This is a genomic window from Bradyrhizobium sp. C9 (genome assembly GCF_002532045.1).
Classification (GTDB): domain Bacteria; phylum Pseudomonadota; class Alphaproteobacteria; order Rhizobiales; family Xanthobacteraceae; genus Bradyrhizobium.
In genome coordinates, this window is sequence record NZ_NWTG01000005.1 from 290,750 (window position 1) to 317,223 (window position 26,474).

Consider the following 26,474-nt stretch of genomic DNA (forward strand, 5'->3'; position numbering starts at 1 on the left):
TTAAATCTCCGCACCGCGCATTTCTCCAAGTCGTACACGACCTCCGCCGACGCGATCGGGCTCGCAAGATGGCCGACACGGAGTATTCGCTCGCACTTGCCTTCAACCGACTTCTTTTTGATCTGCCCGGGCGCGCATCGTGCAAGCACCTTCTAACCGATTGAAAAGCTTTAGCTCTCATTCCAACTCGACGTCAGCCAGATCGAGCCAGTTTTAACAGGACGGCGGAGGCGCGGCGTCGCAGGAAAGAGCCGGGGCCGACTGGCTGCCCGAGCAAGTTGGCGAACGATGGAGCATGACCAATCACAGATCCGTCTGTCAGATGTTGCCATACACTGCGGAATCTGCTTCGACAGCGATCATTGGTTGCACGAGCCGGCAGGCCAATATTTCGAGATGGAGCTTGCGGTAAGCATGAAAGCGGTGCGGTCATCCTCGCATTCCGGTGACCGGTCAGGCTCAAGACCTGCAGCGCGCCGGCCGAAAGCACCGTCCGCAAGCCGACGGGGCAAGCCCGAAAATAGTTCTGCGGCTGCAACATCCAAGTCCGAGCGATCGCGTGACCTCATCCTGCACTCAGCGGCACAGCTGTTTCGCCGCCAGGGATTTTCGGCTACGACCCTGCGCCAGATTGCAGCAAAGACCAAGATCAAGGCCGGCAGCATCTACTACCATTTCGATTCCAAGGAGCAGATTCTCGACGAAGTGCTGGACCGCGGCCTCCGCCACGTGTTCGAGACCGTGAAGAACTCGGTCGAACGTGCCGGAAAAGTTTCGCACCGGCGCAAGATCGGTCTTGCGATCGAAGCCCATCTCGTCGCGCTGCTCGAGACGAGCGACTTCACTTCAGCCAACATTCGAATCTACGGGCAACTGCCGGAACAACTGAAGAAGCCGCACCGGCCGCTGCGGCGCGCATACGCGGAATATTGGGACCAACTCTTCATCGATGCCCGCCGCGCCGGCGAGATCCGCGCCGACATGGAAGTGGTGCCATTGCGTATGTTCGTGATCGGCGCTCTCAACTGGACGATCGAGTGGTTCAGGCTGGAAAACAGGGATGCCGTGCTCGAATTGGCCCGTCGCACGGAGACGCTGATCTTCGAAGGCGTCAATAAACCCTGATTCCGATCTATCTGCCCTTCCAGACCGGCTTGCGCTTCTCTGCGAATGCCTTCGGCCCTTCGATCGCATCCAGACTGGCATAGACCTCGGCGTGCAACTGCTCGGCCCCGATGAGGCCTTGTGCAAGCCCCAGGTCCATCGCGGCAAGCACGCTCGCCTTGGCCGCCTTGACCGATAATGGCGCGCCCTCGACGATCTTTCGCGCAAGTCCAAGCGCACGTTCGCGTACGGCTTTCGGCGTGTCCTCAAGCGAGTTCAAGAACCCATGTTCAGCGAGCCGCTCGATCGGGATCGTCTCGCCGGTCAGAACCATCTCCATCAGGAGTGGTTGCGGCACCATCCATAGCATTGGCACCGCCCACGGGGACCCCCGCCCTATCTTCACCTCGGTTATCCCCGCGCGGGTGCCGCGTAACCCGATCCTCAAATCACACTTCAGCGCGAGCATCATCCCGCCGGCCATCAAGGATCCCGTCATGGCAGCAATGATGGGCTTGGAGACCTTCTGCATCGCATGCTGCATGGGATCACGCATCAGCGTCAGAATATCTACCCCGTCCCTCGCCCGGATCTCTGCGGCCTGCTTCAGATCCAACCCCGCGCAGAATACCCCGCAATCCGCTGAGGTGAGGATGATCGCGCGGACGGAGGCGTCGTCTTCGACCCGGCTCCACGCGTCGGTCAGGCCGTTCATCGCCTCAACCGAGAGCGCGTTCTTGCGTTCCGGACGCTCGATGCTGACGGTCGCGATGCCGTCTTCGACCGAATAGCGGACTTGCTCTTTTTCACCCACGATATCTTCTTCCTTGAATTCTAACATTTGTTAGAATACATCGCCGCACGCCAGATGCAAGAACATGGCGCAGCTCTCGAGGCAGGAGGAAACAAGATGTCGTATCTCTGGACGCCCCCCGCGGAACTGGTGGCGAAGAGCAACCTGAGCGCGTTCCTTCGCGCCACGGGGCAGCCGACCTACGACACGCTGGCGGCCAAAGCCGAGATTGATCCCGCCTGGCTCGTGCAGGAGGTGTTCGAATTCTGCGACGTCCGCTTCTATCGCAGGCCCGAGAAGATCCTGGATCTTGCGCGGGGCGAACCGTGGGCGCGCTGGTGCGTCGGGGGGACCACGAACATCGTCCTCAATTGCATCGACAAGCACCGTGGAACCGACGTCTGGGACAGGACATTCCTGATCTGGGAAGGTGAAGACAGGCACGAGCAGCGACGACTGAGCTACGCCGAGTTCGGATCCGCCGTCGGGCGGCTCGCTTCCGGCCTGCGCAAGCTCGGAATTGGCAAGGGCGACGTCGTTGCGATCTACATGCCCAACCTGCCCGAAACCTTCGTGGCCTTCTTTGCGATCCTGAAGATCGGGGCCATCGTGATGCCGTTGTTCTCCGGCTTCGGTCCGGATCCGATCCGGGCGCGGCTCAACCACGGTGAAGCGAAGGCGGTCATCACCGCGAATGGCACCTGGCGCCGGGGCGCCCCGGCTCCGCTGAAATCGGCTCTCGACGAGGCACTCGAGACCGCACCAAGCGTCCAGCATGTGATCGTAGCCGACCGCGGCGGGCTCGGTATCGACACGCCCATGCAGGTGGGACGTGACCACTGGTGGGATGAGATCGCGAAAGAGGAGACAAACCTTCCGACCGTCGAGATGGACGCGGAAGATCCCGCCATCCTCCTCTACACGTCCGGAACGACCGGCGAGCCGAAGGGCTGCGTGTGGACGCATATCAGCTTTATTGGCTCAATGGTGACGCGGGATATGATCATCTGCGGTGACTTCAAGCCAACGGACCTGTTCTTCTTCTTCAGCGACATGGGATGGATGGTAGGTGCGATGTGCGCCTGCATTCCAAGCTTTGTTGGCGGCAGGCTGCTCGTCGCCGAGGGGACCCCCGACTATCCCGATACGGGACGCTTCTGGCGCCTGATCGCCGATCACCAGGTCACTTATCTCGGGGTTTCACCGACTATCGTGCGTGGCATGATGCGCCATGGCGACGAGGTCGAGCGGTACGACCTCTCCAGCCTGCGGATAACGGCCTCGGGCGGCGAGGCCTGGACGGAGACCCCGTGGCGATGGTTCTTCGAACACGTTTGCAAGTCGAAGATTCCAATCATCAATATCTCCGGCGGAACGGAAGTCGGCGGCTGCATCTTCACCGGCACGCCGAACCATCCGATGAACCCATGTTCGTTCTCCCGGCCGGCCCTCGGGGTCGGCGCGGATATCGTCGACATGGCGGGTAGCCCGGTCCTCGACGGTGAGGTTGGCGAGCTGGTGCTGCGTCATGCATCGATCGGGCTCACCAAGAGCCTTTGGAAGGGCGACCAGCGCTATCTCGAGAGCTACTGGAACACGATTCCGGGCATCTGGGTGCATGGCGACTTTGCCATGCGCGGTAAGGACGGCCTCTATTACATTCTTGGCCGCTCCGACGACACTCTCAAGATCTCGGGCAAGCGCGTCGGTCCGGCGGAGCTCGAGGGCGTGTTGACCGCAACCGGCAAGGTCGCGGAAGCTGCAGTCTTCAGCGTCCCCCATCCGGTCAAAGGCTCCACCATCGTGTGTGCTTGCGTGCCGAGCCCAGGCACAAAAGATTCTCGCGCGCTATCGGAACAGCTCGCCCAAGCCCTGGTGCACGGAATGGGCACCTCGTACCGCCCGGAAAGGGTGTTGCTGGTCGATGACCTGCCCAAGACACGCAACATGAAGATCATGCGACGCGTGCTCCGCGCTGTCTTCGAAGACAAGGACCCCGGCGATCTATCGGCGCTCGCCAACCCTGAGGCCATCGACCACATCCGCCAGAAGCTCAAGGGATAGCGACCGACGCGGATTAGCCCGTGCCAGGCGGAGCCGCATAACGCGAAGCAGGGCGTCAAGGCAACCACAGGCCAGTTGCCTTGACGAGGAACAGGCGATCCTAGATCGGGCAGTCCTTGGGGAACGCCGGCTTGCGCTTTTCGAGGTGCGAGGCCAGCCCTTCGCGGGCCTCATTGCCCGCAAAGCCGAGGATTTCAAGGGCGGTCGAGGTATCGAAAAGCGGCCCGTTGACGCGAAGCCAGTTATTCAACGCGTATTTGGTCCAGCGGATCGCACTCTGTGCGCCGGCGGCGAGATCTTGCGCTGTTTCCAGTGCGATGCCTTGCAGTTCCGCATCTTCGACACACAGAGAGACCAGGCCGATCCGCTCGGCTTCCTCACCCGACAGCGGCTTGCAAGTGAGCAGATAGTATTTGGCCTTCGCCAGTCCGCAGAGCAGCGGCCAGATGATGCAGGCGACGTCGCCAGCGGCGACACCGAGCCTGGTATGCCCGTCCACGATCCGCGCCGATTTGCCACAGATCGACACGTCGGCAAGAATTCCGACGACGAGGCCGGCTCCCACGGCGACGCCGTTGATCGCGGAGATGATGGGCTTGTTGCAGTTGATGACGTTGTAAACGAGATCCTTGGCCTCTTTCCAGGTCGCCATCCGCGCGGCCGGATTGTCGAGCAGCGACCTGATCAGCTCGAAATCGCCGCCGGCCGAGAAGGCCTTCCCCGCCCCCGTGACGATCACGGCGCTGATGTCGGGGTCGCTGTCGATGTCTCTCCAGATGTGAGTGAGCTGCGTGTGGGTCTCGGCGTCGACGGAGTTGTAAGTCTCCGGTCGGTCGAAGGTGATCCGTAGGATCCGTTCGGCCGGATAGTCGAGCTTCAACTTCGTGTAAGCCGCGTATCGATAGGACATGTTGATCTTCCTGCTGTTGGCGCATAAGAAGCGCTACCAATTGTTTCTAACAGATGTTAGAATTTGTGGTCGGCCGGTGCAAGCGCTGGTTCGAAACAAGAATGTCGAAAGACAGCGCTCGAGGAAACGTTGATGGAAACCGGATTCAGTATCCAGACAGACGGCGGATCCGGCATCGGAACCGTCGGTGCCCTGTTCGAGGCCTGTGCTGAGCTCCATGCGAACAGATTTGCAATCGAATCCCGCGACCGGCACGTGACCTATGGCGAGTTGCGGGATCGGGTGCGTCGGTTAACTGCCTTGTTTGCCGCGCGCGGCCTGCAACGGGGCGACCGGCTTGGGCTGCTGTCGCGCAACCGTCCGGAATATCTCGAGATCGAGCTGGCGGCCGCCAATCTCGGAATCATCACGGCCTGTCTTAACTGGCGGCTGTCGGAGCGCGAGCTCTCCTATTGCATCGAGCTGGTGTCGCCCAAGCTGCTCCTGGTCGAGGCCGACCTCGCTGCAAACCTCCCGCCGGCCACCAAGGCTAATCCGATCCTGCAAATCGGACCTCAATACGAAAGCGAGCTCGCGCGACAGGAGGGGCGCGCATCCGCGTCTGTCGCCCAACCGGAAGATGGGCTCGTCATTCTGTATACCAGCGGAACGACCGGCCTGCCGAAAGGTGCCGTGATTTCGCACCGCGCAATGGTGATGCGGGCGCTGGTGTTTTCTTCCGAGCTCGGCATTGCTCCACACGACACGTTCGTCGCATGGGCCCCGCTGTTCCACATGGCATCGACTGATCACGCGCTCGCCACCCTGCTGCGCGGCGGAACTGTGGTCGTGATCGACGGCTTCCAGCTGGAACCTATGCTGACGGCCGTCTCCCAACATCACATTGGCTGGCTGGTCCTCATTCCGGGCATGGTCGAGGCCCTTATCGATGGTCTGAAAACGCATCGCACCAAGGTGAAGGGCGTTCGGGTGTGCGGAGCCATGGCGGACCTGGTCGCCCCGCACGCCATTGCCGAGGTCACTCAGTTGCTCGGCGCCCCCTATCTCAACAGCTTCGGTTCGACTGAGACCGGCCTGCCGCCAGCGACGCGGGCGCTGATTGCGCCAGGCGATGTACCGGCCAGCCTGTCCAAGCGGCAAAATGCGTTCTGTCAGATCAAGCTGGTTGATACCTCCGACAATGAGGTCGCGGCCGGCGAGCCCGGCGAGTTGGCCATTCGCAGCCCGACACTCTTCTCCGGCTATTGGCGCGCGGACGAGACCAACGCGCGCGACTTCCGCGGCGGCTGGTTTCACATGGGCGACGTGTTCAGACGCAACGCCGACGGATCGCTCGATTTCGTCGACCGCGCCAAATACCTGATCAAGTCGGGCGGCGAGAATATCTATCCCGCCGAAATCGAGCGTGTCCTGCTCGGCGACGACCGCATCGCGGAAGTCGCAGTCGTCCGCGCCGCTGACCCAAGGTGGGGAGAAGCGCCCGTCGCCTTTGTCGCGTGCCGCGAAGGGACCGGCATGACAGAGGCTGAGCTCACCGAGCTGTGCCGCCGGGAGCTGGCGAGCTACAAGCGGCCGCGCGAATTCCGCTTCATTTCCTTTGGTGAATTCCCGCGCTCGACGAGCGGCAAGGTTCAGCGCCACGAACTCGAGCGCCGCTTGAAGGCTTCCACATGAGCGATACCAGTCTCAGAGGAAAAGTTGCCGTCATCGGTATCGGATTGTCGGCGGTCGGCAAGGTGCCAGGCCGCAGTCCGCTCTCGCTTGCGGCGGAGGCCGCAGCAAACGCACTTGCGGATGCCGGCGTCGCCAAGAGCGAGGTGGACGGTGTTCTCTCGAGCCATGCCTTCGCCTCCCCGTTCCATCGCTTCAGCGTTGCCTTCAGCGAGTACTTTGGAATCCGTCCGACCTTCTCGAACACATTGCAGGTGTCCGGCGCCACGGCGGCGACGATGTTCAGCATTGGTGCGGCCGCCATTCACGGCGGCCTCGCCAACGTGGTGCTGCTGGTCGCAGCCGATAGTCTCATGACGGGGCTGACGCCAGACTTGGCGCTGCGTTCGCTCACGGAAAGCCGGGATCAGCAATATGAGATGCCCTTTGGCATTCCGGTTGCCAACACCTTCGCAATGACCGCACACCGGCATATGAGGGAGTTCGGCACCACGCCCGAGCAGCTGGCGGAGGTCGCCGTCGTGCACAGCCGTCACGCGGCGCGAACTCCCGGCGCGCAGCAGTCGACACCGATCACCACAGCGGACGTGCTGAATTCGCCGATGGTCACCACGCCCTATCACAAGCTCGACTGCTCGCTGATCTCGGACGGCGGCGCGGCATTTGTCCTCACGTCGGCCGAACATGCAAAGGCCCTCGGGATCAGCAGTCCGATTTACGTCCTCGGTTGCGGCGAATGCTACACCCACGAGCACATCTTCCTGATGCCATCCCTGACCACGACCGGTGCCGTGGAATCCAGCCGGAGGGCGTATGCAATGGCCGGCTACCAGCCGAGCGATATGGATGTCGCCGGAATCTACGATTGCTTCACAGGCACCGTGGTCATGATGCTTGAGGACCTCGGCTTCTGCCGGAAGGGTGAAGGCGGTCCGTTCGTCGCCGACGGACAGATGAGCTACGGCGGCCAAATACCTTCCAACACCCATGGCGGCTTGCTGTCATTCGCACATTCCGGAATGCCGGGCGCCCTATTCCACTTCCATGAGGTGATCGCGCAGCTCCGCGGTCAATGCGGCGAGCGGCAGGTCGAAAACGCGGCGCTTGGGCTGGTGCACAGCCTCGGCGCGGGATTTGCCACCAACGCCACGACCGTCCTCGGCACGGAGGGAACGTTGTGATGGCATCCGAGGATTCAGTCCGAAAGCCCCTGCCCGCGCCGGATGCCGATACGGTCACATTCTGGCATGGCTTGCGACACGGCAAACTCCTGCTGCAGCACTGCCGCCGATGCCGTAACGTGCAGTATTACCAGCAAGCCACATGTCGCGAATGCGGCAGCGACGATCTCGAGCATCGACCGGCAACCGGCCGCGGCAAGGTGCATTCCTTCAGCGTGGTCTACCGGGCTCCGGGCCCCGCATTCAAAGAGGATGTCCCCTACGCCGTGTTGCTGGTCGAACTCGCGGAAGGGCCGCGCATGATCAGCACCCTGACCGGGAGCGATCCGGAGGACGTCACCTTCGACATGGAGGTCGAGCTCGCATTCGACCAGGTCTCCGACGACATAACTCTGCCGCGCTTCCGGAAAGCCTGAGGACCCGCATGAGTTCTGCTTGCATCCGCGCGCGATCGATTCTAACAACTGTTAGAATTTGCGGAAGCCACTATTTTGCGGCCCTCGCATCCCGAACCCGCCGGTCGATCTACACCAGCGGCAAGCCACCGATGGGCTTGTCGCGCAGCCGCCAGGACCACCAGCAATGGCAATCATGAAATCGGACATCGTCACCTCGACCGCGGAATATGCCCGTAACCGCAGCGCCTATGCTGAACGCGTGGCGGACCTCAGGCGGCGCCGGGCTGCGGCTACGCTCGGCGGCCCGGAGCGGGCGCGCAAGCTTCACAAGGAACGCGATCAGCTATTGCCGCGCGAGCGGATCGCGGCGCTGATCGATCCCGGATCCCCGTTCCTCGAATTCTGTCAACTGGCCGGCGAAGGCCTGTACGAAGGCGTGCCGCCCGGCGGCAGCATCATTACCGGGGTCGGAATGATCTCCGATCGTCCCTGCATGATCATCGCCAACGAGCCCACCGTAAAGGGCGGCACCTACTACGGTATCACCTGCAAGAAGCATGTGCGCGCCCAACGCTTCGCCTGGCAGCACCGCCTGCCCTGCGTGACCCTGGTTCAATCCGGCGGCGCCAACCTGCCCGACCAGCCCAATATCTTCCCTGACGATGGCCAGTTTGGCTCGATCTTTTACAACCAGGTCAGAATGTCAGCCGAAGGCATCCCGCAGATTGCAGTGGTGCACGGTCCTTCTACCGCGGGCGGAGCTTACATCCCCGCCTTGAGCGATGAGACCGTGATCATCCGAAACCAGGGCGCCATGTTTCTCGGCGGACCGCAGCTGGTTTATGCGGCGACCCGCGAGGAGGTCGGCATCGAGGCACTCGGCGGCGGCGAGATGCATAGTCGAGTGAGCGGCGTCACCGACCATCTCGCCGAGAACGACGCCCATGCAATTGCCATCACGCGCGAGATCGTCGCCAGTCTCGGTGAAATTCCCCGGCAAAGCCGGACCGTCGCTCCGGTACGCGAGCCGCAATTCGACCCCAACGAAATCTACGGCCTGATCAGTTCGGATCCGCGCATTCCCACCAACAATCGCGATGTCCTCGCGCGTCTCGTCGACGGCAGCGAATTCCATGAGTTCAAGCCGCTCTATGGCGATACGCTTGTGACCGGCTTCGCGCGGATCATGGGCTTCGAAATCGGCATCCTGTGCAACAATGGCGTGCTGTTCTCCGAAAGTGCGCTGAAAGCCACGCACTTCATCGAACTGTGCTGCAAGCGCGACATTCCCCTGCTGTTCATGGCCGATGTCACGGGCTTCATGGTTGGCCGTGAAGCCGAGGAAGGCGGCATCACCAAGAATGGTGCGAAGATGATCACGGCCATGGCGAGCGCCAATGTCCCGAAATACACGCTGATCATGGGCAATGCCTACGGCGCGGGCTACCTCGCCATGTGCGGCCGGGCGTTCCGGCCAAATGCCATGATGATGTGGCCAAATGCCCGTTCCGCCATCATGGGACCCGACCAAGCAGCGACGACGCTCGCGATGGTTCGCGACGAGGTGCACAAGCGCGAGGGCACGACCTGGAAGGAGGGCGAGCGCGAGGCCTACATGGCTCCGACACGGAGAACATTCGAGGATTTCGCCAATGCCTACAACTTTGCCCGCAACACCTGGTGCGACATGGTGATCGATCCGCTCGAAACCCGCAATGTGATGGCGCTGTTGCTCGACCTCGCCGGGCGCGTTCCGCGCCAGCGCACCGATTTCGGCGTGTTCCGGATGTAGACGCAGGGGATCCGCAATGTTCAGGAAAGTTCTGATTGCCAATCGAGGCGAAATCGCCTGCCGCATCGCCCGCACCTGCCAACGCCTTGGCATTGCGGCGTCAACCGTGCACTCCACCGCAGATGCCGACGCCCTGCACGTCAAGGCCATTGGTGAATCCATCGAGATCGGCGGCGCGGCGGCCTCGGAAAGCTATCTGCGGATCGATGCCGTCATCGCCGCCGCGAAAGCCACGGGCGCGGAAGCGGTCCACCCAGGGTTCGGGTTTTTGGCCGAGAACACCGCCTTTGCCCGCGCGGTCGAAGCGGCCGGTCTGGTCTTCATCGGACCGACGCCGGAAACCATCGAGCGTTTTGGCGACAAGGCGTCCGCGAAACGCGAAGCCGCCGCCGCCGGCGTCCCCACGGTACCCGGCAGCGAAGCTCCGAGCGAGGATCGCCTCGAAATCGAACGCATCGTCCGCCGGCTCGAACTGCCTGTCATGCTCAAGGCCGCGGCCGGTGGCGGCGGCAAGGGAATGCGGGCGATCTCGACCTACGACCGGCTTGGCGACGAAATCGAGTCTGCGATGCGAGAGGCCAGAAATGCCTTCGGCGACGCAGGACTGATCGTCGAGAAATTGATCCTGCAGGGCCGGCACATCGAGGTCCAGATCGCGGGGGACGGCGACGGCAACGTGATCCATCTGTTCGAGCGTGAATGCACGCTGCAGCGCCGCCACCAGAAGCTGATCGAGGAAGCGCCAGCTGCCAACCTTGCTACTTCCCTTCGCCAACGCATCCTCGACGACGCCGTCCGGCTCGGACGCAGGCTCGGATATCGTGGTGTCGGCACGGTCGAATTCATCGTCAGCGGCACCGACTACTACTTTCTGGAGGTCAATCCCCGGCTCCAGGTCGAGCATCCCGTCACCGAAATGGTCACTGGCATCGACATCGTCGAGGCCATGCTCCGCATCGCCGCCGGCGAAGGACTGCCCGTGAGACAGGACGAAGTGGCGTGCCAGGGCCACGCGGTGGAGGCGCGCATCTGTGCCGAAGATCCGAACGACAGCTTCATGCCGTCCACCGGAGAACTCGCCCACGTCAGGTTCCCGTCCGGCGGCATTCGCGTCGAGACCGGCGTCGAAAGCGGGTCGACCGTTACGCCCTATTACGACTCGATGCTCGCCAAGCTGATTGCCCACGCCACCAGCCGCGATCAGGCGCTCGACCAGCTTGATCGCGCACTCGGCGAGACCTCGATCTTCGGCGTCATCACCAACCGGGACTTTCTCCGCCGGCTGATCGCTCTGCCCGCGACCCGGGCCGCGACGTTTCATACCCGCCTGATCGATGAGAGGATCGATGCGCTTGTGACCGCCGCGGAAGATATTGACCCGGAAGCATTGGCGGTCGGCGCGTATTTCTGGATGATGCGCCAGCGCGCAACCGATTCCGACAATCCCTGGCAATCCAGCAGTCTGACCGGCTGGCAGATGACGGCAGCCGATGACGGCTTGTCACCGATCCCCATTCTTCATCTCGAGGCCACAGGTGACAGCGCGGAGATCCGCTTTGCATCCTTGCGACCAGACGGCTCGATGCTGATCGGCGTCGACGATGCCAGGGTTCGGGTGCAGCTTTCGCAGCTTGCCGATGACATGTTCGCCGCCGCGGTCAACTCGCGCTGCGAGATCATGCGGATCGCACAGAAGGACGATGCGATCTTCGTGCACGATCCGCGCGGCGCCCATACAATGACCGCGATCCCCTACCTCCGACACATCAGCGCCAGCGCTGAGATCAGCGGCGAGCTACGCGCCCCGATGACCGGTGTGGTGCTGAAGATCAACGTCACGGTCGGCAGCCGCGTGAAGGCAGGCGATCCGACCGTCGTCATGGAATCCATGAAGATGGAATTGCGTATTGCCAGCGAGGTGGACGGTGTGGTGACCGCAGTCCACTTCAAACCGGGCGATACCGTCGAGCGAAACGCCGTCGTCGCCATCGTCGAGCCCGAACCCATCCCGCAGTAGCCGCCTTATGAACTATCAGGACAGCATATGTTGCGATTTGGAAGCGTGAACTACGACGTCTGGGGCAAGATCGCGATCTTGACGCTCGACGAACCGAACAAGCTGAACGCCCTGACACCAGGCGTTCGCGCCGGCATCTGTGAAGGCCTGCAACGGGCCGACGAGGACGATGAGGTCCGTGTCAGCATCATCACCGGTGCCGGCAGCAAGGCATTCTGCGCCGGCGCCGATATCGGCACCTTCGATTTCGATCCGGAGAAAGCGCGCGCCTTCTTCATCGACGCCATGAAGGTCCTGAGCGCTCCGGAGCGAGCACTCAAGCCGGTGATCGCCGCCGTGAACGGGATTGCCTATGGCGGCGGATTCGAGCTTGCCATCGCATCCGACTTCATCCTGGCGGCCGAGAGTGCCCGCTTTGCCGTACCCGAGATCAAGCTGGGGTTGCTGCCCGGCTTCGCGATCGTGCGCCTCCAGGACATTGTTGGGCGTGCGAAAGCCAAGGAGATGAGCATGCTCGGCGACCCCGTCAACGCCGCGGAAGCCAGCCGCCTCGGACTCGTATCCCGCGTCGTCGCTGACGAACGCCTTCTCTCCGACGCAGTCGCGTTCGCGGAACGCATCGCCTCGCAGCCACGCCTTGCCGTGCAGATGGCCAAGTCCTTCTACAATCGCGGTCTCGGTGGCGACGAGATGCGCCACGCAATCGACGGGTTTCCGTTCCTGCTCACGCACGCCGATGCCCACGAAGGCATCAACGCATTCCTGGAAAAGCGTGAGCCACGCTTCGATGAACGGTAGCTGCAATACCACGCAACAATCGGCGCGCAGACATCCTGTCCGCGCGACCGACATTCCACTTTCCATAAGAAGATAATGAGGGAGCACACGTGAAGAGGACTTTCCTGACTTTCGCCATCATGGTTGCGACAGCGTCGACCGCCTCCGCCCAAATCTCGAATGATGTGGTCCGGATTGGTGTGCTGACGGACCTTTCAAGCTGGGGACGCGACAACAGCGGCCCCGGCTCCGTCGAGGCGGCGAAAATGGCCGTTGAGGAGTTTGGCCCGACAGTGCTCGGAAAGCCGATCGAAATCGTCAGCGCCGACCACCAGATGAAGACCGACGTCGGCCTGCAGATCGTGCGCGACTGGTTCGACAACGGCAAGGTCGACGCGGTCGCCGACATTCCTAACTCGGGAATTGCGATCGCCGTTCACAACATGGTGCGGGAGCGCAACAAGATTGCGCTGCTCTCCGGCCCGGGGGCGAGCTCCCTAACCGACGAGCTGTGCAGCCCAAACACCGTACATTTTTCCTATGATACCTACGCGCTATCCAAGGTGACCGCGTCAGCGGTCATCAAGGAGGGCGGCAAGTCCTGGTTCTTCGTCACCGCCGACTACGCCTTCGGACAGCAACTTGAGAAAGACGCAACGCGCTTCATCAAGGAGCTGGACGGCAAGGTGCTCGGCAGCGTACGGCATCCGACCAACACGGCCGACTTCTCGTCGTTTGTGCTGCAGGCGCAGAACTCCAAAGCGGATGTCGTGGCATTTGCCAATGCGGGCCAGGATACGGACAATGCCATCAAGCAATCCGGTGAATTTGGCCTGGTACAGGCCGGCCAGAAGCTCGTTGGCCTGCTGATGTTCGATACCGACGTGCACGCTGTCGGCCTGCAGGCCGCTCAAGGCACCTACATGACGACGGCCTCCTACTGGAACATGGATGACAAGACCCGCGCCTGGTCAAAGAGGTTCTTCGCACGGACCAACGTCATGCCGACCATGATCCACACCGGCGTCTATGGCTCTGTGCTGCACTATCTCAAGGCAATCAAGGCCGCCGGTACCGATGATCCTGCCGCGGTCATGGCCAAGATGCGCGAACTTCCGGTCGAGGACACCTTCGTACATGGCGGCAAGCTGCGCGAGGACGGGCGGGTGATCCGTGACATGTACCTGGCGCGCGTGAAGAAGCCGTCAGACTCGAAGGAGCCGTGGGACTATCTCGAGATCGTCAAAACGATCCGGGGTGAGGACGCCTATCGGCCGGTCAGCGAATCGAAGTGCGCGCTTCTCAAGAAGTGAAACGACCTGATCGGGGCAAAAGAGAGAGCGAAGGCCACTGCTTGACCGCACGGACGTCCGGGCGCCGGCAAGGCAAGTCAACCCGAACATCGGACGGACGATCAGTTTATGACCATGGCATCATCACCAATCGAACTGGTCGTAGCCGACGGGATCGGGACAATCTGGTTGAACCGGCCCGAGCGAGGCAACAGGATCCAGAGGTGGCATGCCGCGCAGGCGAACCCCGCCCTCACGGTTGCGAGTTCGACCTCGCGCTGCGTTCCTGTTCCACCAATTGTGGAAACTGGCAAAAGGATCAGTCAGCGCACTTGGCATCGCCGACGATAATGCCATCGTAGTACCTTGTTGCCAGAGAACGAGCCGGCTCACAAACCTGCTCCCCTGGCCTGGCGATGGGTTTGCGGCGGCAAGGAGATGTTTCATGACAGAGACGGACCACCCCAACCATGCGCAGGACGACGAGCACTTTCTCAGACACTCATTCACGATTGCGCGCCGGGCGGTCAGCCATGGCAATCATCCGTTCGGGGCCGTTCTGGTCGATCGGAACGGCAGCGTCCTGCTTGAGGCCGAGAACGGCTTCATGCCGTCGCGCGACGGCACGGCTCATGCCGAGCGACTTTTGGCGACAATGGCATGCACGACGCTGTCCGCGGAAGTGCTGGTAGCCGCGACGCTCTATTCATCCGCCGAGCCCTGCGCGATGTGCGCCGGCGCAATCTATTGGGCGGGCATCGGTCGCGTGGTCTACGGGCTGGGCGAACAACGATTGCGCGATCTGACCGGCAATCACCCCGACAATCCGACGCTCGATCTGCCCTGTCGCAACGTGTTCGACAGCGGTCAACGCAAGACCGAGGTCATCGGCCCATTGCTTGAAGACGAAGCCGCGGTCGTACACGAGGGCATCTGGACTCGATAGTCGCGCAGCGAACCTGTCGGCCGAAATCCCTTGTACAGGCACGTGGAAAGTGGCGCCGCGGTGTGTCGCGGCGCCACCGGGGATCCACCGGTGGAACGGTCAGGTGGATCAGAACTTCACCGAGATGCCGGAATAGAGCGATTCTTCGGTGCAGGAATTGTTGCTGACACCCGGGGCAACGTTACAGACAACGCTCTTGGCGTGGTCGAGGCCGAACTTGTTCTGCCAGTAGCGGTAGGCCACCCAGACGTCCACGAAATGTGAATACTTCGGACCCCAGAGCGCCTTGCTCGCGTCGAAGGTCAGACGGATCGGTTCGGAGTTGAGCTCGACTGCGGTGCTGACGTTGGTGACTGGATTGAACGCCATCGGTTCGTTCTCAGTGCCCTTCTTGCCGTACCAGCCCGCGCGGCCACTGATCGAGAAATACTGCATGTTCTCCGGCAGGAAGCCGAGATCCATGTAGTAGTTTACTTCGACGGCCCAGGTCGGCTTGAACTTGGTATTGCCGTCGCTGATGCAGCTCACGCCGGGCACGCCCGGGCCGAACAGGCCGCACTGGTCGAATGCGTTGTGATTGGAGAACTCGTAGTACATCAACGGCGACACGTTGACGTAACCCTTGTACGGAAGATTGAACTCGAACTGGAGACCGGCGACGGCGTCCCGCTTGGCGGGCGCGAGGAAGTTGTTCTCCGTGTTGGCGTCCATGCCGACTTCGAACGAGATGTTGTTCAGCGGCCCCATGCTGAACGCCTTCGTGTTGAAGATCTGATTCCAGCCGAAGGTCGAGCGGAACAGGCCGTAGATCTCGGTCGCGCCGGCGCAGGTTGCTGGAGCTCCCGTGATGGTCACACCGACATTCGAGCACGGTGACGCCGGGTCGTTATGATCCGACTTGTACATCGAGATGGTGAAAAAGTTCTGGCCGTAGGCCCAGATATCGAAATGCGTGAACGAGTAGACCTGCTTGGCGGTCTTTCCGTTGATGCTGCCGTCAGGGCGGACGGAGAATACGCCCGGATCTGTGCCGGAGAAGATGTAGGAGTAGGTCACGCGGTCGTCGATGACCAGGAAGAATGGCAGATCAGCTGCCGGCTTGGGTGCCTTGACCGGCAGATCAGCGGCGCTGGCGAGATTGGCGGCCGGTATCAACCCCAATGACAGTACGGCGGCCGACAAGGTTCGGCGAATGTTGAACATCGTGAAAGACCCCCAGAGTGAAGCGCAAGGAATTCGTGCTTGCACAAGAGGGTTGCGCAGCTTCGGGGCGAACGGGAAGCCTGAAGTTTTTCCACGTGCTGACGCGCGTTTGATCAGCGGCGCCGCGAGATCAGCCGCGCCCGACCAGTTTTCTTGTACGTTGATGGCCGCGAGATTCGCCTTCGATGAAATTCGGAAAATTTCAAATTATGCCCATCATTGCTCGATTTCCGCGACATTTCTGCGCACCGCGGAGAGCACTGCTGGAGCGCGGAAGATCCATCGGAATCCTGCAATTGCGCTGTGCTCAACTTCGCGTCATCGTTGACTGCCCCCATTCGAATTGGATCGACAGTTGCAGTTCCGCAACAATACTCCCCGGAGTGAATGGCGGCTCGAGTGACGGATGTCCCCGCAAATCTACGGAAAAGCCTCAATCTGCCGAAGGCTTGAGCAAGCGATGACGCTTTTTCCCTACTTACGCGTGCGTCAAAACTGGCCCACTATTGCTGCCTGCTCTTCTCACGCACGCGATATCCCGGGATGCTAGACACGACATCTGCCGCGCAGCACACAGGTGCCACGCCGCTTCTGCAGACGGTCGCCTTGACCAAGCGCTACGGTACGTTTCTCGCCAACGACAAGATCGATCTCGATATTCGGCCACAAGAGATCCATGCTTTGCTCGGCGAGAACGGCGCCGGAAAGTCGACGCTGGTCAAAACGATCTACGGCCTGATCCAGCCGAGCGAGGGCGAGATTCGCTGGCAGGGCCGGACAATCGTGCTGTCGGGCCCGGCAGATGCACGCGCACACGGCATCGGCATGGTGTTCCAGCATTTCTCGCTGTTCGACAATCTGACGGTCGCCGAGAATGTCGCCCTCGGCCTCGACGGCAAGGAGGCCTTCAAGGACATCTCGGCGCGGCTCGAGCAGGTGTCCCGCACCTACGGGCTTCCACTCGATCCGAAGCGGGAGGTCTGGCAGCTCTCGGTCGGAGAGCGGCAGCGTATCGAGATCGTGCGCGCACTGATGCAGAACCCGCAATTCCTGATCCTCGACGAACCGACCGCCGTGCTGATGCCGCAGGAGGCCGATCAGCTCTTCATCGTGCTGGACCGGCTCAAGGCCGAAGGCCGCGCGATTCTCTACATCAGCCACAAGCTCGAAGAGGTGAAACGGCTCTGTGACACCGCAACGATCCTGCGCGGCGGGCGGAAGGTCGAGACCTGCAATCCCAAGGCCGAGACTGCGGCATCGCTCGCACGCATGATGGTCGGCGGCGAGATCAAGGAGGTGAAGGCGGCGGCCAGCCGGCAGATCACCGTGCCGCGCCTGCTGGTCAACGATCTCAGCCTTGCACCCGACGATCCGCATGGTGTGCGGCTCGAGCACATCTCGTTCGAGCTCCGCGGTGGTGAAATACTAGGCATTGCCGGTGTTGCAGGTAACGGACAGGACGAGTTGTTCGCAGCCCTTTCCGGCGAACGGCTGGCGAAAGACCCTGGCACGATCGTGATCGACGGACACGCGGCGGGACATCTGTCGATCACCAGGCGCCGCAGGCTGGGGGCCGCCTTCATCCCGGAGGAAAGGCTCGGCCACGGTACGGCACCGCGCATGCGGCTCTCGGAAAATGCCCTCCTGACCGGCCATGCCATCGGCGACATGGTGTTTCATGGCTTCGTGAACACGGCGGCAACCCTGAAGACCGTCGACCGCACCACCGAGACCTTCGACGTGCGCAAGGCCAAGCGCGACCCGGAGGCGGCGAGCCTGTCCGGCGGCAACCTGCAGAAATTCATCGTCGGACGCGAAATCCTCCGCGGTCCCGTCGTGCTCATCGTGAACCAGCCGACCTGGGGCGTCGACGCGGGGGCGGCCGCGGTGATCCGGCAGTCGCTGCTCGATCTTGCCGCAGGCGGCGCCGCGGTGCTGGTGACGAGCCAGGATCTCGACGAACTTGCCGAAATCACCGACCGCATCGCCGTGATGTTCCATGGCCGTTTGTCGGTCCCCGTGCCGACCGCCGAAGCCAGCCGCGAGACGCTTGGCCTGCTGATGGGCGGCAGCAGCATCGAAGCGCCGGAGGCACCTCATGCAACTCGTGCTTGAGAAGCGCGCCGAGCGCTCGACCACGATCGCGCTCATCTCGCCGCTCATCGCGATCGGGCTCACGATCGTCACGTTGTGCGTCGTGTTTGCCGTGCTCGGCAAGAACCCGATTGCCGCGCTCGCCGTCTACTTCATCGATCCTCTGACCGACGGCTACTCCCTGCAGGAAATCGCGGTCAAGGCGACGCCGCTGGTCATGATCGCGATCGGCCTGTCGTTGTGCTATCTCGCCAACGCCTGGAATATCGGCGCCGAAGGCCAATTCCTGATCGGCGCGGTGGCCGGGAGCTGGCTAGCGGTGAAGACCCAGGGCACCGACGCGGGCAACTGGGTGTTGCCGGCGATGCTCGCGCTCGGCGCGGTCGCGGGCGCGCTCTATGCGCTGATTCCGGCGATCTGCAAGGTGCGGTTCGGCGCCAGCGAGATCCTGACCTCGCTGATGCTGGTCTATGTTGCCGACCTCCTGCTGGACTATCTCGTGCGCGGTCCCTGGCGTGATCCGCAAGGCTTCAACTTCCCGACCACCGCCGAGTTCGATCCGGTAGCAACCGTGCCGACGCTGATCGAAGGCGGCCGGCTGCATCTTGGCTCGATCATCGCACTGTTCGTGGTGGCCGCCGGCGCAGTGCTGCTCGGACGGACCATCAAGGGCTTCGAGATCCGGGTCGTCGGCGCCGCGCCGAGGGCAGCGCGGTTCGGCGGGTTCAACGCCAACCAGTTGGTGCTGCTGACCTTTGCAATCTCCGGCGCGCTGGCCGGGCTCGCCGGCATCATCGAGGTGGCCGGCCCGGTCGGCCATCTGCAGCCCGGCATTTCGCCGGGTTATGGCTTCACTGCGATCATCGTCGCCTTCCTCGGGCGGCTGAACCCAATTGGAATATTAATTGCAGGATTATTCCTCGCATTGACTTTTATCGGCGGCGAGCAGGCCCAGATCGCGATGAAGATCCCGTTGGACGTCACCAAGGTGTTCCAAGGCATCCTGCTGTTCTACGTGCTCGCCTGCGATTCCCTGATCCTCTACCGCTTTCGGCTTATTTCCACATCGCCAAAGGTGCAAAGTGGGGCTCATTGAGGCCATCATCCTGTCGGTGCTGGCAGCTTCCACGCCGCTGCTGCTCGCAGCCACCGGCGAACTCGTGACCGAGCGCTCGGGTGTGCTCAACCTCGGCGTCGAAGGCATGATGATCGTCGGCGCCGCTTGCGGCTTCGGCGGCGCCTGGCTCTCCGGTTCGATCATCGTCGGCGCACTCTGCGGCATCGTCGCCGGCATCCTGATGTCGCTGATCTTTGCGCTGATGGCGCTCGGGCTCGCGGTCAACCAGGTCGCAACCGGCCTCGCGCTGACCATCCTCGGGATCGGATTGTCCGGCCTGATCGGCGCGGGCTTCGTCGGCGAGCGCATCGCGCCGGCACCGCACCTCCACATCCCGGGCCTCAGCGACCTTCCGCTGGCTGGGCGCGTCCTGTTTGGCGAGGACGGATTTGTCTATCTTTCGATCGCCCTGGTGGTCTGCGTCTGGTGGTTCCTGTACCGGACGCGGACCGGGCTGATCTTGCGCGCCTGCGGCGACAACCACACCTCCGCCCATGCTCTCGGCTATCCGGTCCTGCGGATCCGGCTCTATGCGGTGATGTTCGGCGGCGCCTGCGCCGGGCTTGCCGGAGCCTACCTGCCGCTCGCCTACACGCCCTTCTTCATTCCCGGCATGACGGCGGGCCGCGGCTGGATCGCGCTGGCGCTGACCGTTTTCGCAAGCTGGCGGCCGGCCCGGCTGGTCGTTGGAGCCTACCTGTTTGGCGCCGTCACGATTCTCCAGCTCCACGCGCAGGGCGCCGGCATCGGAATTCCATCGCAGTTCATGTCGTCGCTGCCCTATCTCGCGACCATCATCGTTCTGGTTCTGCTCTCGCGCGCACGCACCGGCGGCTCGACGGCGCCCGCTGCGCTCGGAACCGTGTTCGTGCCGGACCGCTAGCTTTGATGTCGGTACGTGCCGCGATGGGGCGCCCACGTTCCGAACTATGGTTTCCCCGTTTGGAGATTGAGATGAAGAGAACATTGCTTGCGGCGGCCGCGGTCCTCCTGGCCGGATGCATCAACAGCGGCGGCGCCTGCGCCGCCGACAAGCTGAAGGTTGGCTTTATCTATCTCGGACCGGTCGGCGACCTCGGCTGGACCTACCAGCACGAACTGGCACGCCAGGCTCTTGTGAAGGAAGTTGGCGACAAGATCGAAACGACATTCCTCGAGAACGTGCCGGAAGGACCGGACGCCGAACGCGCGATCGAACAGCTCGTACGCGCCGGCAACAAGCTGATCTTCACCACCTCGTTCGGCTACATGGATCCGACGCTGAAGGTCGCCAAGAAATATCCCAATGTGCATTTCGAGCATTGCTCGGGATATAAGCGTGACAAGAACATGTCGACCTATTCGGCGCGCTGGTACCAGGGCCGCTACATCCAGGGTCAGATCGCGGCCAAGATGTCGAAGGCCGGCGTGCTTGGCTATATCGGCTCCTTCCCAATTCCGGAGGTTGTATCAGGCATCAACGCGACAATGCTGGGCGCCCAGACCGTCAACCCGAACATCAAGGTCAAGATCATCTGGGTGAACTCCTGGTTCGATCCCGGCAAGGAAGCCGATGCGGCCAAGGCGCTGCTCGACCAGGGTGCCGATTTGATCATGCAGCACACCGACAGCCCGGCGGCAATGCAGGTCTCCGGCGAACGCGGCAAGCTCGCGTTCGGCCAGGACTCCGAAATGATCAAGTTTGGTCCCAAGGCGCAGCTCACCTCGATCCTCGACACCTGGGCGCCCTACTACATTGAACGCGTCAAGGCCGAGCTCGCCGGCACCTGGAAGTCCGAAGACACCTGGGGCGGCCTTGAAAGCAAGATGTTCGAGATGGCTCCCTACACCAACATGCCCGACGACGTGAAGAAGATGGCGGAGGACACCCAGGCCGCCATCGCCGCCGGCAAGCTGCATCCATTCAAGTGTCCCGTCGTCGCGCAGGACGGCAAGGAAGTCGAATGCAAGGGCGGCGATCATCTCGAGGATACCCAGATCCTCGGCATGAACTTCTACATCAAGGGGATCGACGACAAGATTCCCGGGAAGTAGACTCGACAAGGGGTTCGGCTCGGGCATTTCCGCCCGGGCGTCCCGCCTTGCGAACTATACGCCGCGCATCGCAGCGGCGGCCGCGTTGTGGCGGCGGATCAGGTCCGGGACATCGAGCCCGGGAACGGCTCCGTCGATCACGGCCCATCTGCCACCGACCATCACACGATCGGCCCGGTGCGCGCCGCAGAGCACCAGCGCGGCGAGCGGGTCGCCGGAACCGGAAAAGCGCAACTCGTCAAGCTTGAACAGCGCGAGGTCAGCCGCCTTGCCGACCGCGATCTCGCCGAGTTCGGGACGGCCGACACAGGCGGCCGAACCCCTGGTCGCCCATCGCAGTGCATCCCTGTGACTGACCTTCGTGACACCATAGCGGGCGCGCTGCATCAGGAACGCGGCACGGACTTCCTGCATCAGGTTCGACCCGTCGTTCGATGCAGAGCCGTCGACGCCGAGCCCGATCGCGACGCCGGCCTCCTCCATCTCGCAGACCGGACAGCAACCCGAGGCCAGGATCTGGTTGCTGCAGGCACAATGGCTGACCGTCGTTCCGGCGGCAGCCAGCCGTTTCATCTCCTCCGCCTCGAAGAAGATGCCGTGGGCCAGCCAGGTCCGGGCATTCAACCAGCCGCATTGCTCGAGGTAATCGAGCGGGCGACAGCCATATATCTGCCGACAAAATCTATTCTCGTCCTCTGTCTCGGCAAGATGCGTGTGCAGCCGGACGTCGAGCTTGCGGGCAAGATCAGCGGTCGAACGCATCAGCGACGACGTCACCGAGAACGGCGAACATGGCGCCAGCGCGATCTGCACCATCGCGTCCTCGCCGCGCTCATGATGCTTCGACACCAGCCGCTCGCTGTCGGCAAGGATCGTATCCTCGTCCTGCACCACACTGTCTGGCGGCAACCCGCCGTCGCTCTGCGAGAGATTCATCGAGCCGCGGGTGAGCAGCACACGGATACCCAGCCGCCTGGCCACCGCGACCTCGATGTCGATCGCCTCCTCGAGGCCCGCCGGAAAGACGTAGTGGTGATCGGTGGTCGTGGTACAACCGGACAGCAGCAACTCGGACATCGCGACGCTGACGCCGAGTTCGAGCGATTGCGGGGTCAGTCGCGCCCACACCGGATACAGCGCCTGCAGCCAGGGAAACAACTCGCGATCCATGGCGCCAGGCAGCGCCCGCGTCAGCGTCTGATAGAAATGATGATGGGTATTGATCAGCCCGGGCAGCACGACATGGGCGCTCGCGTCGTAGACCGCAGCATTCGCCGTCGACGGCTCATGCCCGGCGCCCACGCATTCGACGATCTTGCCGCCACGGACCACAACGCCGCGTTCGGCTTCGTTGGCCAGGATCGACAGGGGATCCTTGATCCAGATTGTCTGCATTTGATCCATCATTTTCGTCTCCCGAGCCGGCGAACGCCATTCGTAGCCTGCAAGGACCATCCCACGTCCCGCGACTTGGCGTTGCTCTTGCAAGACTTCATAGTCAATGATGCATCTCGTTGAAAGCGCTGGCGTATCCATGGACTTGAACACCATCACCGAGGTCGTCCGTCCGCTCTCGCGGGCGCAACTGCCCGTTTGGACGGCAGGCGATGCCTGGCTCGCGGGCGGGACCTGGCTTTTCTCGGAGCCCCAGGTGCATCTCACCCGCCTGATCGATCTCGCTGAGCTGAATTGGCCGGGCCTCACGATTGGTGACACGCATCTGAGCATTGCGGCGACCTGTACGGTCGCGCAGCTCGATGCCTTGGCCTGCCCGCCGGACTGGATGGCCGCGCCGCTGATCAACCAGTGCTGCCGTGCTTTTCTCGCTTCGTTCAAGATCTGGAAGACCGCGACCGTCGGCGGCAACATCTGCATGTCGCTCCCGGCGGGACCGATGATCTCACTGACCTCGGCACTCGATGGCGTGTGCACGATCTGGCCAGCCCGCGGCGGCGAGCGAACCATCCCGGTCGTGGACTTTGTGACCGGCGATCATGCAAACGTGCTGGCCCCCGGTGACCTGCTGCGGCAAATCGATATACCGATCGCTGCCCTGAAGCGGCGCTCGGCATTCCGCCAGATTTCGCTGACGCCGGTCGGCCGCTCAGCCGCGCTGCTGATCGGCAGCGTCGCCAATAACGGCACCTTCACACTGACCATTACCGCCTCGACGGTCCGGCCTGTGCAATTGTCGTTTCCTGCCTTGCCTCCTGCCGACCAACTCAGTGACACGATACTCCGGCGCATTGCGGATGGCCTCTACCACGCCGACGTCCACGGCAGGCCGCTGTGGCGCAAGCACATGACGTTGCGGCTTGCCGAGGAGATCCGCGACGAATTGCAGGCGCACCCATGACCTTCGAGATCAACGGCAAGACGTTCTCGAATCCACCTCGTCCCGGACAATGTCTGCGTACATTTCTACGCGAGCTCGGTCATCCCGGCGTCAAGAAGGGCTGCGATGCCGGCGACTGCGGCGCCTGCACGGTGTTGCTCGACGGCGAGCCGGTCCATAGCTGCCTGATCCCCGCATTCCGCGCCGATGGCCATGCGGTGACCACGATCGAGGGCTTTGGCGGCATCGGCGGCACGCATCCGCTGCAGCGGGCGTTCCTCGATGCGCAAGGGTTTCAGTGCGGCTTCTGCACCGCCGGCATGATCCTGACCTGCGCCTCGCTGAATCAGGCACAAAGACAGGATCTGGCCGCTGCGCTGAAAGGCAATATCTGTCGCTGCACCGGTTATCGTTCGATCCAGGACGCACTCGAGGGTACGACCAACATCGAGGATGCCGCGGCCGGCCCAGCCTTTGGCCGCAGCCTCCCCGCCCCGGCCGGTCCGCTCATCGTACGCGGCGCCGCGCCTTACACCTTTGATACGGCGATCGACGGCCTGCTTCACATCAAGCTCCTACGTTCACCTCATGCCCACGCAAGAATCGTCGCGATCGACAAGACGGATGCATTGAAGGTCGCAGGCGTTCATGCGGTGCTGACGCATGAGGATGCGCCCGACTGCCTGTTCTCGACTGCACGCCACGAGCGCGACTGGATGGATCCCGACGACACCAGGGTGCTCGACACGATTGTTCGCTTTGTCGGGCAAAAGGTAGCCGCGGTGGTTGCGGAGAGCGAAGCTGCCGCAGAGGACGCATGCCGCCGCCTCAAGGTCGACTACGAGATCCTTCCCGCCGTATTCGATCCAATCGCGGCAATCACCGACGGCGCCCCGCCAATTCATGGCGACAAGACGACCATGCACCGCGTCGCCAATGCCGCACGCAACATCGTCGCCGAAACGCACGGTGAATTTGGCGATGTCGCGCGAGGCCTCGCCGAGGCGGCGGTCACCTATGAAGGCACCTTCACCACCCAGCGCGTCCAGCATGCGGCGCTGGAGACCCATGGCGGGCTGGCGTGGCTTGACGCCTCGGGGGTTCTCAACGTCCGCTCGAGCACACAGGTCCCATTCCTCACCCGTCGCGCGCTCGCCGGCATTTTCAAGCTGCCGCCGGACAAAGTCCGGGTGTTCTGCGAGCGTGTCGGCGGCGGCTTTGGTGGAAAGCAGGAGATGCTTGTCGAGGATATCCTGGCGCTCGCGGCGCTCCGCACCGGCCGGCCGGTCAAGCTCGAGTTCACGCGGGAAGAGCAATTCATCGCGACCTCGACACGGCACCCGATGCGCGTCACCGTAAAGGCCGGTGCAGACAGTGACGGCAGGCTGACCGCGCTGCAACTCGACGTACTCTCAAACACCGGTGCGTACGGCAATCATGCCGGTCCGGTACTGTTCCATTCCGTCAGCGAATGCATTAGCGTTTACAATTGCCCGAACAAGAAGGTCGACGCCGTCGCCTGCTACACCAACACGCTGCCGGCAGGCGCCTTCCGGGGCTATGGGCTGCCCCAGACGCTGATCGCTGTCGAGGCCGCCATCGACGAACTCGCCAGGCAACTCGGCATCTCACCATTGGATATGCGCCGTCGCAACGTAGTCAGGCCGGGCGATCCCATGCTCTCGCCGCCCGGCTCGGAATATCACGACGTGAAGTACGGCTCCTATGGTCTCGACCAGTGTCTGGATCTGGTCGAGCACGCGATGGCGGCGGATGCGTCCCACCCCCCGCTCTCCACCGACTGGCTGATCGGCGATGGCATCGCGCTGACCATGATCGACACCGTGCCGCCAGCTGGCCACATCGCGGACTGCGGGATCAAGCTATGCGACGACGGACGCTTCGAGCTGACCGTCGGCACCGCCGAATTCGGCAACGGCACCAGTACGGTCCATCGTCAGATCGCAGCGACCGCGCTCGCAACGTCGGTCGACCACATCCTCCTGCGGCAGTCCGACACCGCGCATGGCGGCCACGACACCGGTGCCTACGGCAGCGCCGGAATCTTCGTCGCCGGCAGTGCAACGCAAGCAGCCGCCGAAAACCTGGCGCGCGATCTGAAGGCGCTGGCCTGCCAGATGATCGGAAGTGATCCGAGCGTCTGCGTGCTGGAGGCCGATCACGCGGTTTGCGGCAGGCAACGACTGCCCTACACTGAGCTTGCGCGATCGGCACGCGCCGGTGGTCAGACCCTGCAAGCAAGCGGTACGTCGGGCGGAACGCCGCGGTCGGTTGCCTTCAACGTGCAGGGGTTTCGCGTCGCCGTGAACAAGGGCACCGGCGCGCTGAAAATCCTGAAGAGCGTGCAGGCCGCGGACGCCGGCCGCGTCGCTAACCCAATGCAGTGCCGCGGTCAGGTCGAGGGTGGGGTCGCACAATCGCTCGGCGCGGCGCTCTATGAAGAACTGGTGATCGACGACGACGGCCGTGTGATCAATCCAAAGTTCCGGGATTATCACGTACCTTCTTTCGCGGACGTGCCGCGCACCGAGGTCTATTTTGCCGACACATCAGACAGTGTCGGCCCGATGGGGGCGAAGTCGATGAGCGAGAGCCCCTACAACCCCGTCGCCGCCGCGCTCGGCAACGCCATCGCCGACGCGACCGGCATCCGCTTTACCGACGTTCCCTTCAAGCCTGACCGGCTGTTTCCGGCGCTGCTGAAGAAATTTGGCTAGCAACTCAT

Annotated in this window: 20 protein-coding genes; 16 read left to right on the forward strand and 4 right to left on the reverse strand. The window is 62.6% G+C overall.

Going from position 1 to position 26,474, the window contains the following annotated elements; all coding sequences use genetic code 11:
• Nucleotides 1–366 precede the first annotated feature (366 nt).
• Complete coding sequence (locus CO675_RS14250) at nt 367–1,125, forward strand: TetR/AcrR family transcriptional regulator (RefSeq protein WP_158231241.1); 759 nt, start codon at nt 367–369, stop codon at nt 1,123–1,125.
• 7 nt (nt 1,126–1,132) lie between these two features.
• On the opposite strand, the gene CO675_RS14255 is transcribed toward CO675_RS14250, so the two are convergent.
• A complete protein-coding gene (locus CO675_RS14255) occupies nt 1,133–1,945 on the reverse strand; it encodes an enoyl-CoA hydratase/isomerase family protein (protein ID WP_097672529.1) in 813 nt (270 codons plus the stop codon).
• A gap of 69 nt (nt 1,946–2,014) precedes the next feature.
• Here CO675_RS14255 and CO675_RS14260 point away from each other — a divergent pair, with 69 nt between their 5' ends.
• Nucleotides 2,015–3,961 carry an AMP-binding protein gene (locus CO675_RS14260; RefSeq protein ID WP_097672674.1) on the forward strand — a complete coding sequence of 649 codons (1,947 nt, stop codon included), beginning with the start codon at nt 2,015–2,017 and terminating at the stop codon, nt 3,959–3,961.
• Nucleotides 3,962–4,061: 100 nt separating this feature from the next.
• Here the strand turns inward: CO675_RS14260 and CO675_RS14265 are convergent, their stop codons facing one another.
• On the reverse strand, nt 4,062–4,871 hold the full coding sequence (locus tag CO675_RS14265) for an enoyl-CoA hydratase/isomerase family protein (protein WP_097672530.1): 810 nt from the start codon (nt 4,869–4,871) through the stop codon (nt 4,062–4,064).
• A gap of 132 nt (nt 4,872–5,003) precedes the next feature.
• On the opposite strand from CO675_RS14265, the gene CO675_RS14270 reads away from it, so the two are divergent.
• From CO675_RS14270 to CO675_RS14305, 8 genes are all read left to right on the forward strand, one after another.
• Nucleotides 5,004–6,545, forward strand: coding sequence for a class I adenylate-forming enzyme family protein (locus CO675_RS14270; RefSeq protein ID WP_097672531.1), 1,542 nt, complete (start codon nt 5,004–5,006; stop codon nt 6,543–6,545).
• Nucleotides 6,542–7,723 carry a thiolase C-terminal domain-containing protein gene (locus CO675_RS14275; RefSeq protein ID WP_097672532.1) on the forward strand — a complete coding sequence of 394 codons (1,182 nt, stop codon included), beginning with the start codon at nt 6,542–6,544 and terminating at the stop codon, nt 7,721–7,723. The genes CO675_RS14270 and CO675_RS14275 overlap by 4 nt, the downstream gene beginning before the upstream one ends.
• Complete coding sequence (locus CO675_RS14280) at nt 7,723–8,139, forward strand: Zn-ribbon domain-containing OB-fold protein (RefSeq protein WP_097672533.1); 417 nt, start codon at nt 7,723–7,725, stop codon at nt 8,137–8,139. Before CO675_RS14275 ends, CO675_RS14280 begins: the two co-directional genes overlap by 1 nt.
• Nucleotides 8,140–8,305: 166 nt before the next feature.
• Entirely contained in the window at nt 8,306–9,913 is a 1,608-nt protein-coding gene (locus tag CO675_RS14285) for a carboxyl transferase domain-containing protein (RefSeq protein WP_097672534.1), read from the forward strand.
• A 16-nt stretch (nt 9,914–9,929) separates the two neighbouring features.
• Nucleotides 9,930–11,930, forward strand: a complete 2,001-nt coding sequence (locus CO675_RS14290) for an acetyl/propionyl/methylcrotonyl-CoA carboxylase subunit alpha (protein WP_097672535.1) — start codon at nt 9,930–9,932, stop codon at nt 11,928–11,930.
• Nucleotides 11,931–12,008: 78 nt separating this feature from the next.
• Entirely contained in the window at nt 12,009–12,728 is a 720-nt protein-coding gene (locus CO675_RS14295; protein ID WP_245452753.1) for an enoyl-CoA hydratase/isomerase family protein, read from the forward strand.
• 119 nt (nt 12,729–12,847) lie between these two features.
• Nucleotides 12,848–14,020, forward strand: coding sequence for an ABC transporter substrate-binding protein (locus tag CO675_RS14300; RefSeq protein WP_097672675.1), 1,173 nt, complete (start codon nt 12,848–12,850; stop codon nt 14,018–14,020).
• A gap of 424 nt (nt 14,021–14,444) precedes the next feature.
• Nucleotides 14,445–14,945, forward strand: a complete 501-nt coding sequence (locus CO675_RS14305) for a nucleoside deaminase (protein ID WP_097672537.1) — start codon at nt 14,445–14,447, stop codon at nt 14,943–14,945.
• A 108-nt stretch (nt 14,946–15,053) separates the two neighbouring features.
• Here CO675_RS14305 and CO675_RS14310 read toward each other — a convergent pair whose 3' ends face one another.
• Complete coding sequence (locus CO675_RS14310; protein WP_097672538.1) at nt 15,054–16,148, reverse strand: hypothetical protein; 1,095 nt, start codon at nt 16,146–16,148, stop codon at nt 15,054–15,056.
• Nucleotides 16,149–16,691: 543 nt separating this feature from the next.
• On the opposite strand from CO675_RS14310, the gene CO675_RS14315 reads away from it, so the two are divergent.
• The 4 genes from CO675_RS14315 (at nt 16,692) to CO675_RS14330 (ending at nt 21,393) form a co-directional block, all read left to right on the forward strand.
• Nucleotides 16,692–18,263, forward strand: coding sequence for an ABC transporter ATP-binding protein (locus CO675_RS14315; RefSeq protein WP_097672539.1), 1,572 nt, complete (start codon nt 16,692–16,694; stop codon nt 18,261–18,263).
• On the forward strand, nt 18,247–19,338 hold the full coding sequence (locus tag CO675_RS14320; protein ID WP_097672540.1) for an ABC transporter permease: 1,092 nt from the start codon (nt 18,247–18,249) through the stop codon (nt 19,336–19,338). Before CO675_RS14315 ends, CO675_RS14320 begins: the two co-directional genes overlap by 17 nt.
• On the forward strand, nt 19,325–20,242 hold the full coding sequence (locus CO675_RS14325) for an ABC transporter permease (protein ID WP_097672541.1): 918 nt from the start codon (nt 19,325–19,327) through the stop codon (nt 20,240–20,242). The genes CO675_RS14320 and CO675_RS14325 overlap by 14 nt, the downstream gene beginning before the upstream one ends.
• A gap of 71 nt (nt 20,243–20,313) precedes the next feature.
• Nucleotides 20,314–21,393 (forward strand): BMP family ABC transporter substrate-binding protein, encoded by a 1,080-nt coding sequence (locus tag CO675_RS14330; RefSeq protein WP_097672542.1) that lies wholly within the window; start codon nt 20,314–20,316, stop codon nt 21,391–21,393.
• Between the two features lie 54 nt (nt 21,394–21,447).
• Here CO675_RS14330 and CO675_RS14335 read toward each other — a convergent pair whose 3' ends face one another.
• The gene (locus CO675_RS14335) at nt 21,448–22,797 is read right to left on the reverse strand and encodes an 8-oxoguanine deaminase (protein ID WP_097672543.1); all 1,350 of its coding nucleotides are present in this window, start codon (nt 22,795–22,797) and stop codon (nt 21,448–21,450) included.
• Between the two features lie 130 nt (nt 22,798–22,927).
• Between CO675_RS14335 and CO675_RS14340 the strand changes: the two genes are divergently transcribed.
• Complete coding sequence (locus CO675_RS14340; RefSeq protein WP_097672544.1) at nt 22,928–23,749, forward strand: FAD binding domain-containing protein; 822 nt, start codon at nt 22,928–22,930, stop codon at nt 23,747–23,749.
• Nucleotides 23,746–26,466, forward strand: a complete 2,721-nt coding sequence (locus CO675_RS14345) for a molybdopterin-dependent oxidoreductase (RefSeq protein ID WP_097672545.1) — start codon at nt 23,746–23,748, stop codon at nt 26,464–26,466. The genes CO675_RS14340 and CO675_RS14345 overlap by 4 nt, the downstream gene beginning before the upstream one ends.
• The last annotated feature ends 8 nt before the right edge of the window (nt 26,467–26,474 follow it).

Excerpts from the sequence above, each read along its gene's own strand:
- CO675_RS14280 (WP_097672533.1), top strand. The coding sequence starts at position 7,723 with ATGGCATCCGAGGATTCAGTCCGAAAGCCCCTGCCCGCGCCGGATGCC.
- CO675_RS14270 (WP_097672531.1), top strand. The coding sequence starts at position 5,004 with ATGGAAACCGGATTCAGTATCCAGACAGACGGCGGATCCGGCATCGGA.
- CO675_RS14330 (WP_097672542.1), top strand. The coding sequence starts at position 20,314 with ATGAAGAGAACATTGCTTGCGGCGGCCGCGGTCCTCCTGGCCGGATGC.
- CO675_RS14300 (WP_097672675.1), top strand. The coding sequence starts at position 12,848 with ATGGTTGCGACAGCGTCGACCGCCTCCGCCCAAATCTCGAATGATGTG.
- CO675_RS14255 (WP_097672529.1), bottom strand. The coding sequence starts at position 1,945 with ATGTTAGAATTCAAGGAAGAAGATATCGTGGGTGAAAAAGAGCAAGTC.
- CO675_RS14290 (WP_097672535.1), top strand. The coding sequence starts at position 9,930 with ATGTTCAGGAAAGTTCTGATTGCCAATCGAGGCGAAATCGCCTGCCGC.
- CO675_RS14285 (WP_097672534.1), top strand. The coding sequence starts at position 8,306 with ATGGCAATCATGAAATCGGACATCGTCACCTCGACCGCGGAATATGCC.
- CO675_RS14265 (WP_097672530.1), bottom strand. The coding sequence starts at position 4,871 with ATGTCCTATCGATACGCGGCTTACACGAAGTTGAAGCTCGACTATCCG.
- CO675_RS14335 (WP_097672543.1), bottom strand. The coding sequence starts at position 22,797 with ATGGATCAAATGCAGACAATCTGGATCAAGGATCCCCTGTCGATCCTG.
- CO675_RS14340 (WP_097672544.1), top strand. The coding sequence starts at position 22,928 with ATGGACTTGAACACCATCACCGAGGTCGTCCGTCCGCTCTCGCGGGCG.
- CO675_RS14275 (WP_097672532.1), top strand. The coding sequence starts at position 6,542 with ATGAGCGATACCAGTCTCAGAGGAAAAGTTGCCGTCATCGGTATCGGA.
- CO675_RS14310 (WP_097672538.1), bottom strand. The coding sequence starts at position 16,148 with ATGTTCAACATTCGCCGAACCTTGTCGGCCGCCGTACTGTCATTGGGG.
- CO675_RS14315 (WP_097672539.1), top strand. The coding sequence starts at position 16,692 with ATGCTAGACACGACATCTGCCGCGCAGCACACAGGTGCCACGCCGCTT.
- CO675_RS14305 (WP_097672537.1), top strand. The coding sequence starts at position 14,445 with ATGACAGAGACGGACCACCCCAACCATGCGCAGGACGACGAGCACTTT.
- CO675_RS14260 (WP_097672674.1), top strand. The coding sequence starts at position 2,015 with ATGTCGTATCTCTGGACGCCCCCCGCGGAACTGGTGGCGAAGAGCAAC.
- CO675_RS14320 (WP_097672540.1), top strand. The coding sequence starts at position 18,247 with ATGCAACTCGTGCTTGAGAAGCGCGCCGAGCGCTCGACCACGATCGCG.
- CO675_RS14345 (WP_097672545.1), top strand. The coding sequence starts at position 23,746 with ATGACCTTCGAGATCAACGGCAAGACGTTCTCGAATCCACCTCGTCCC.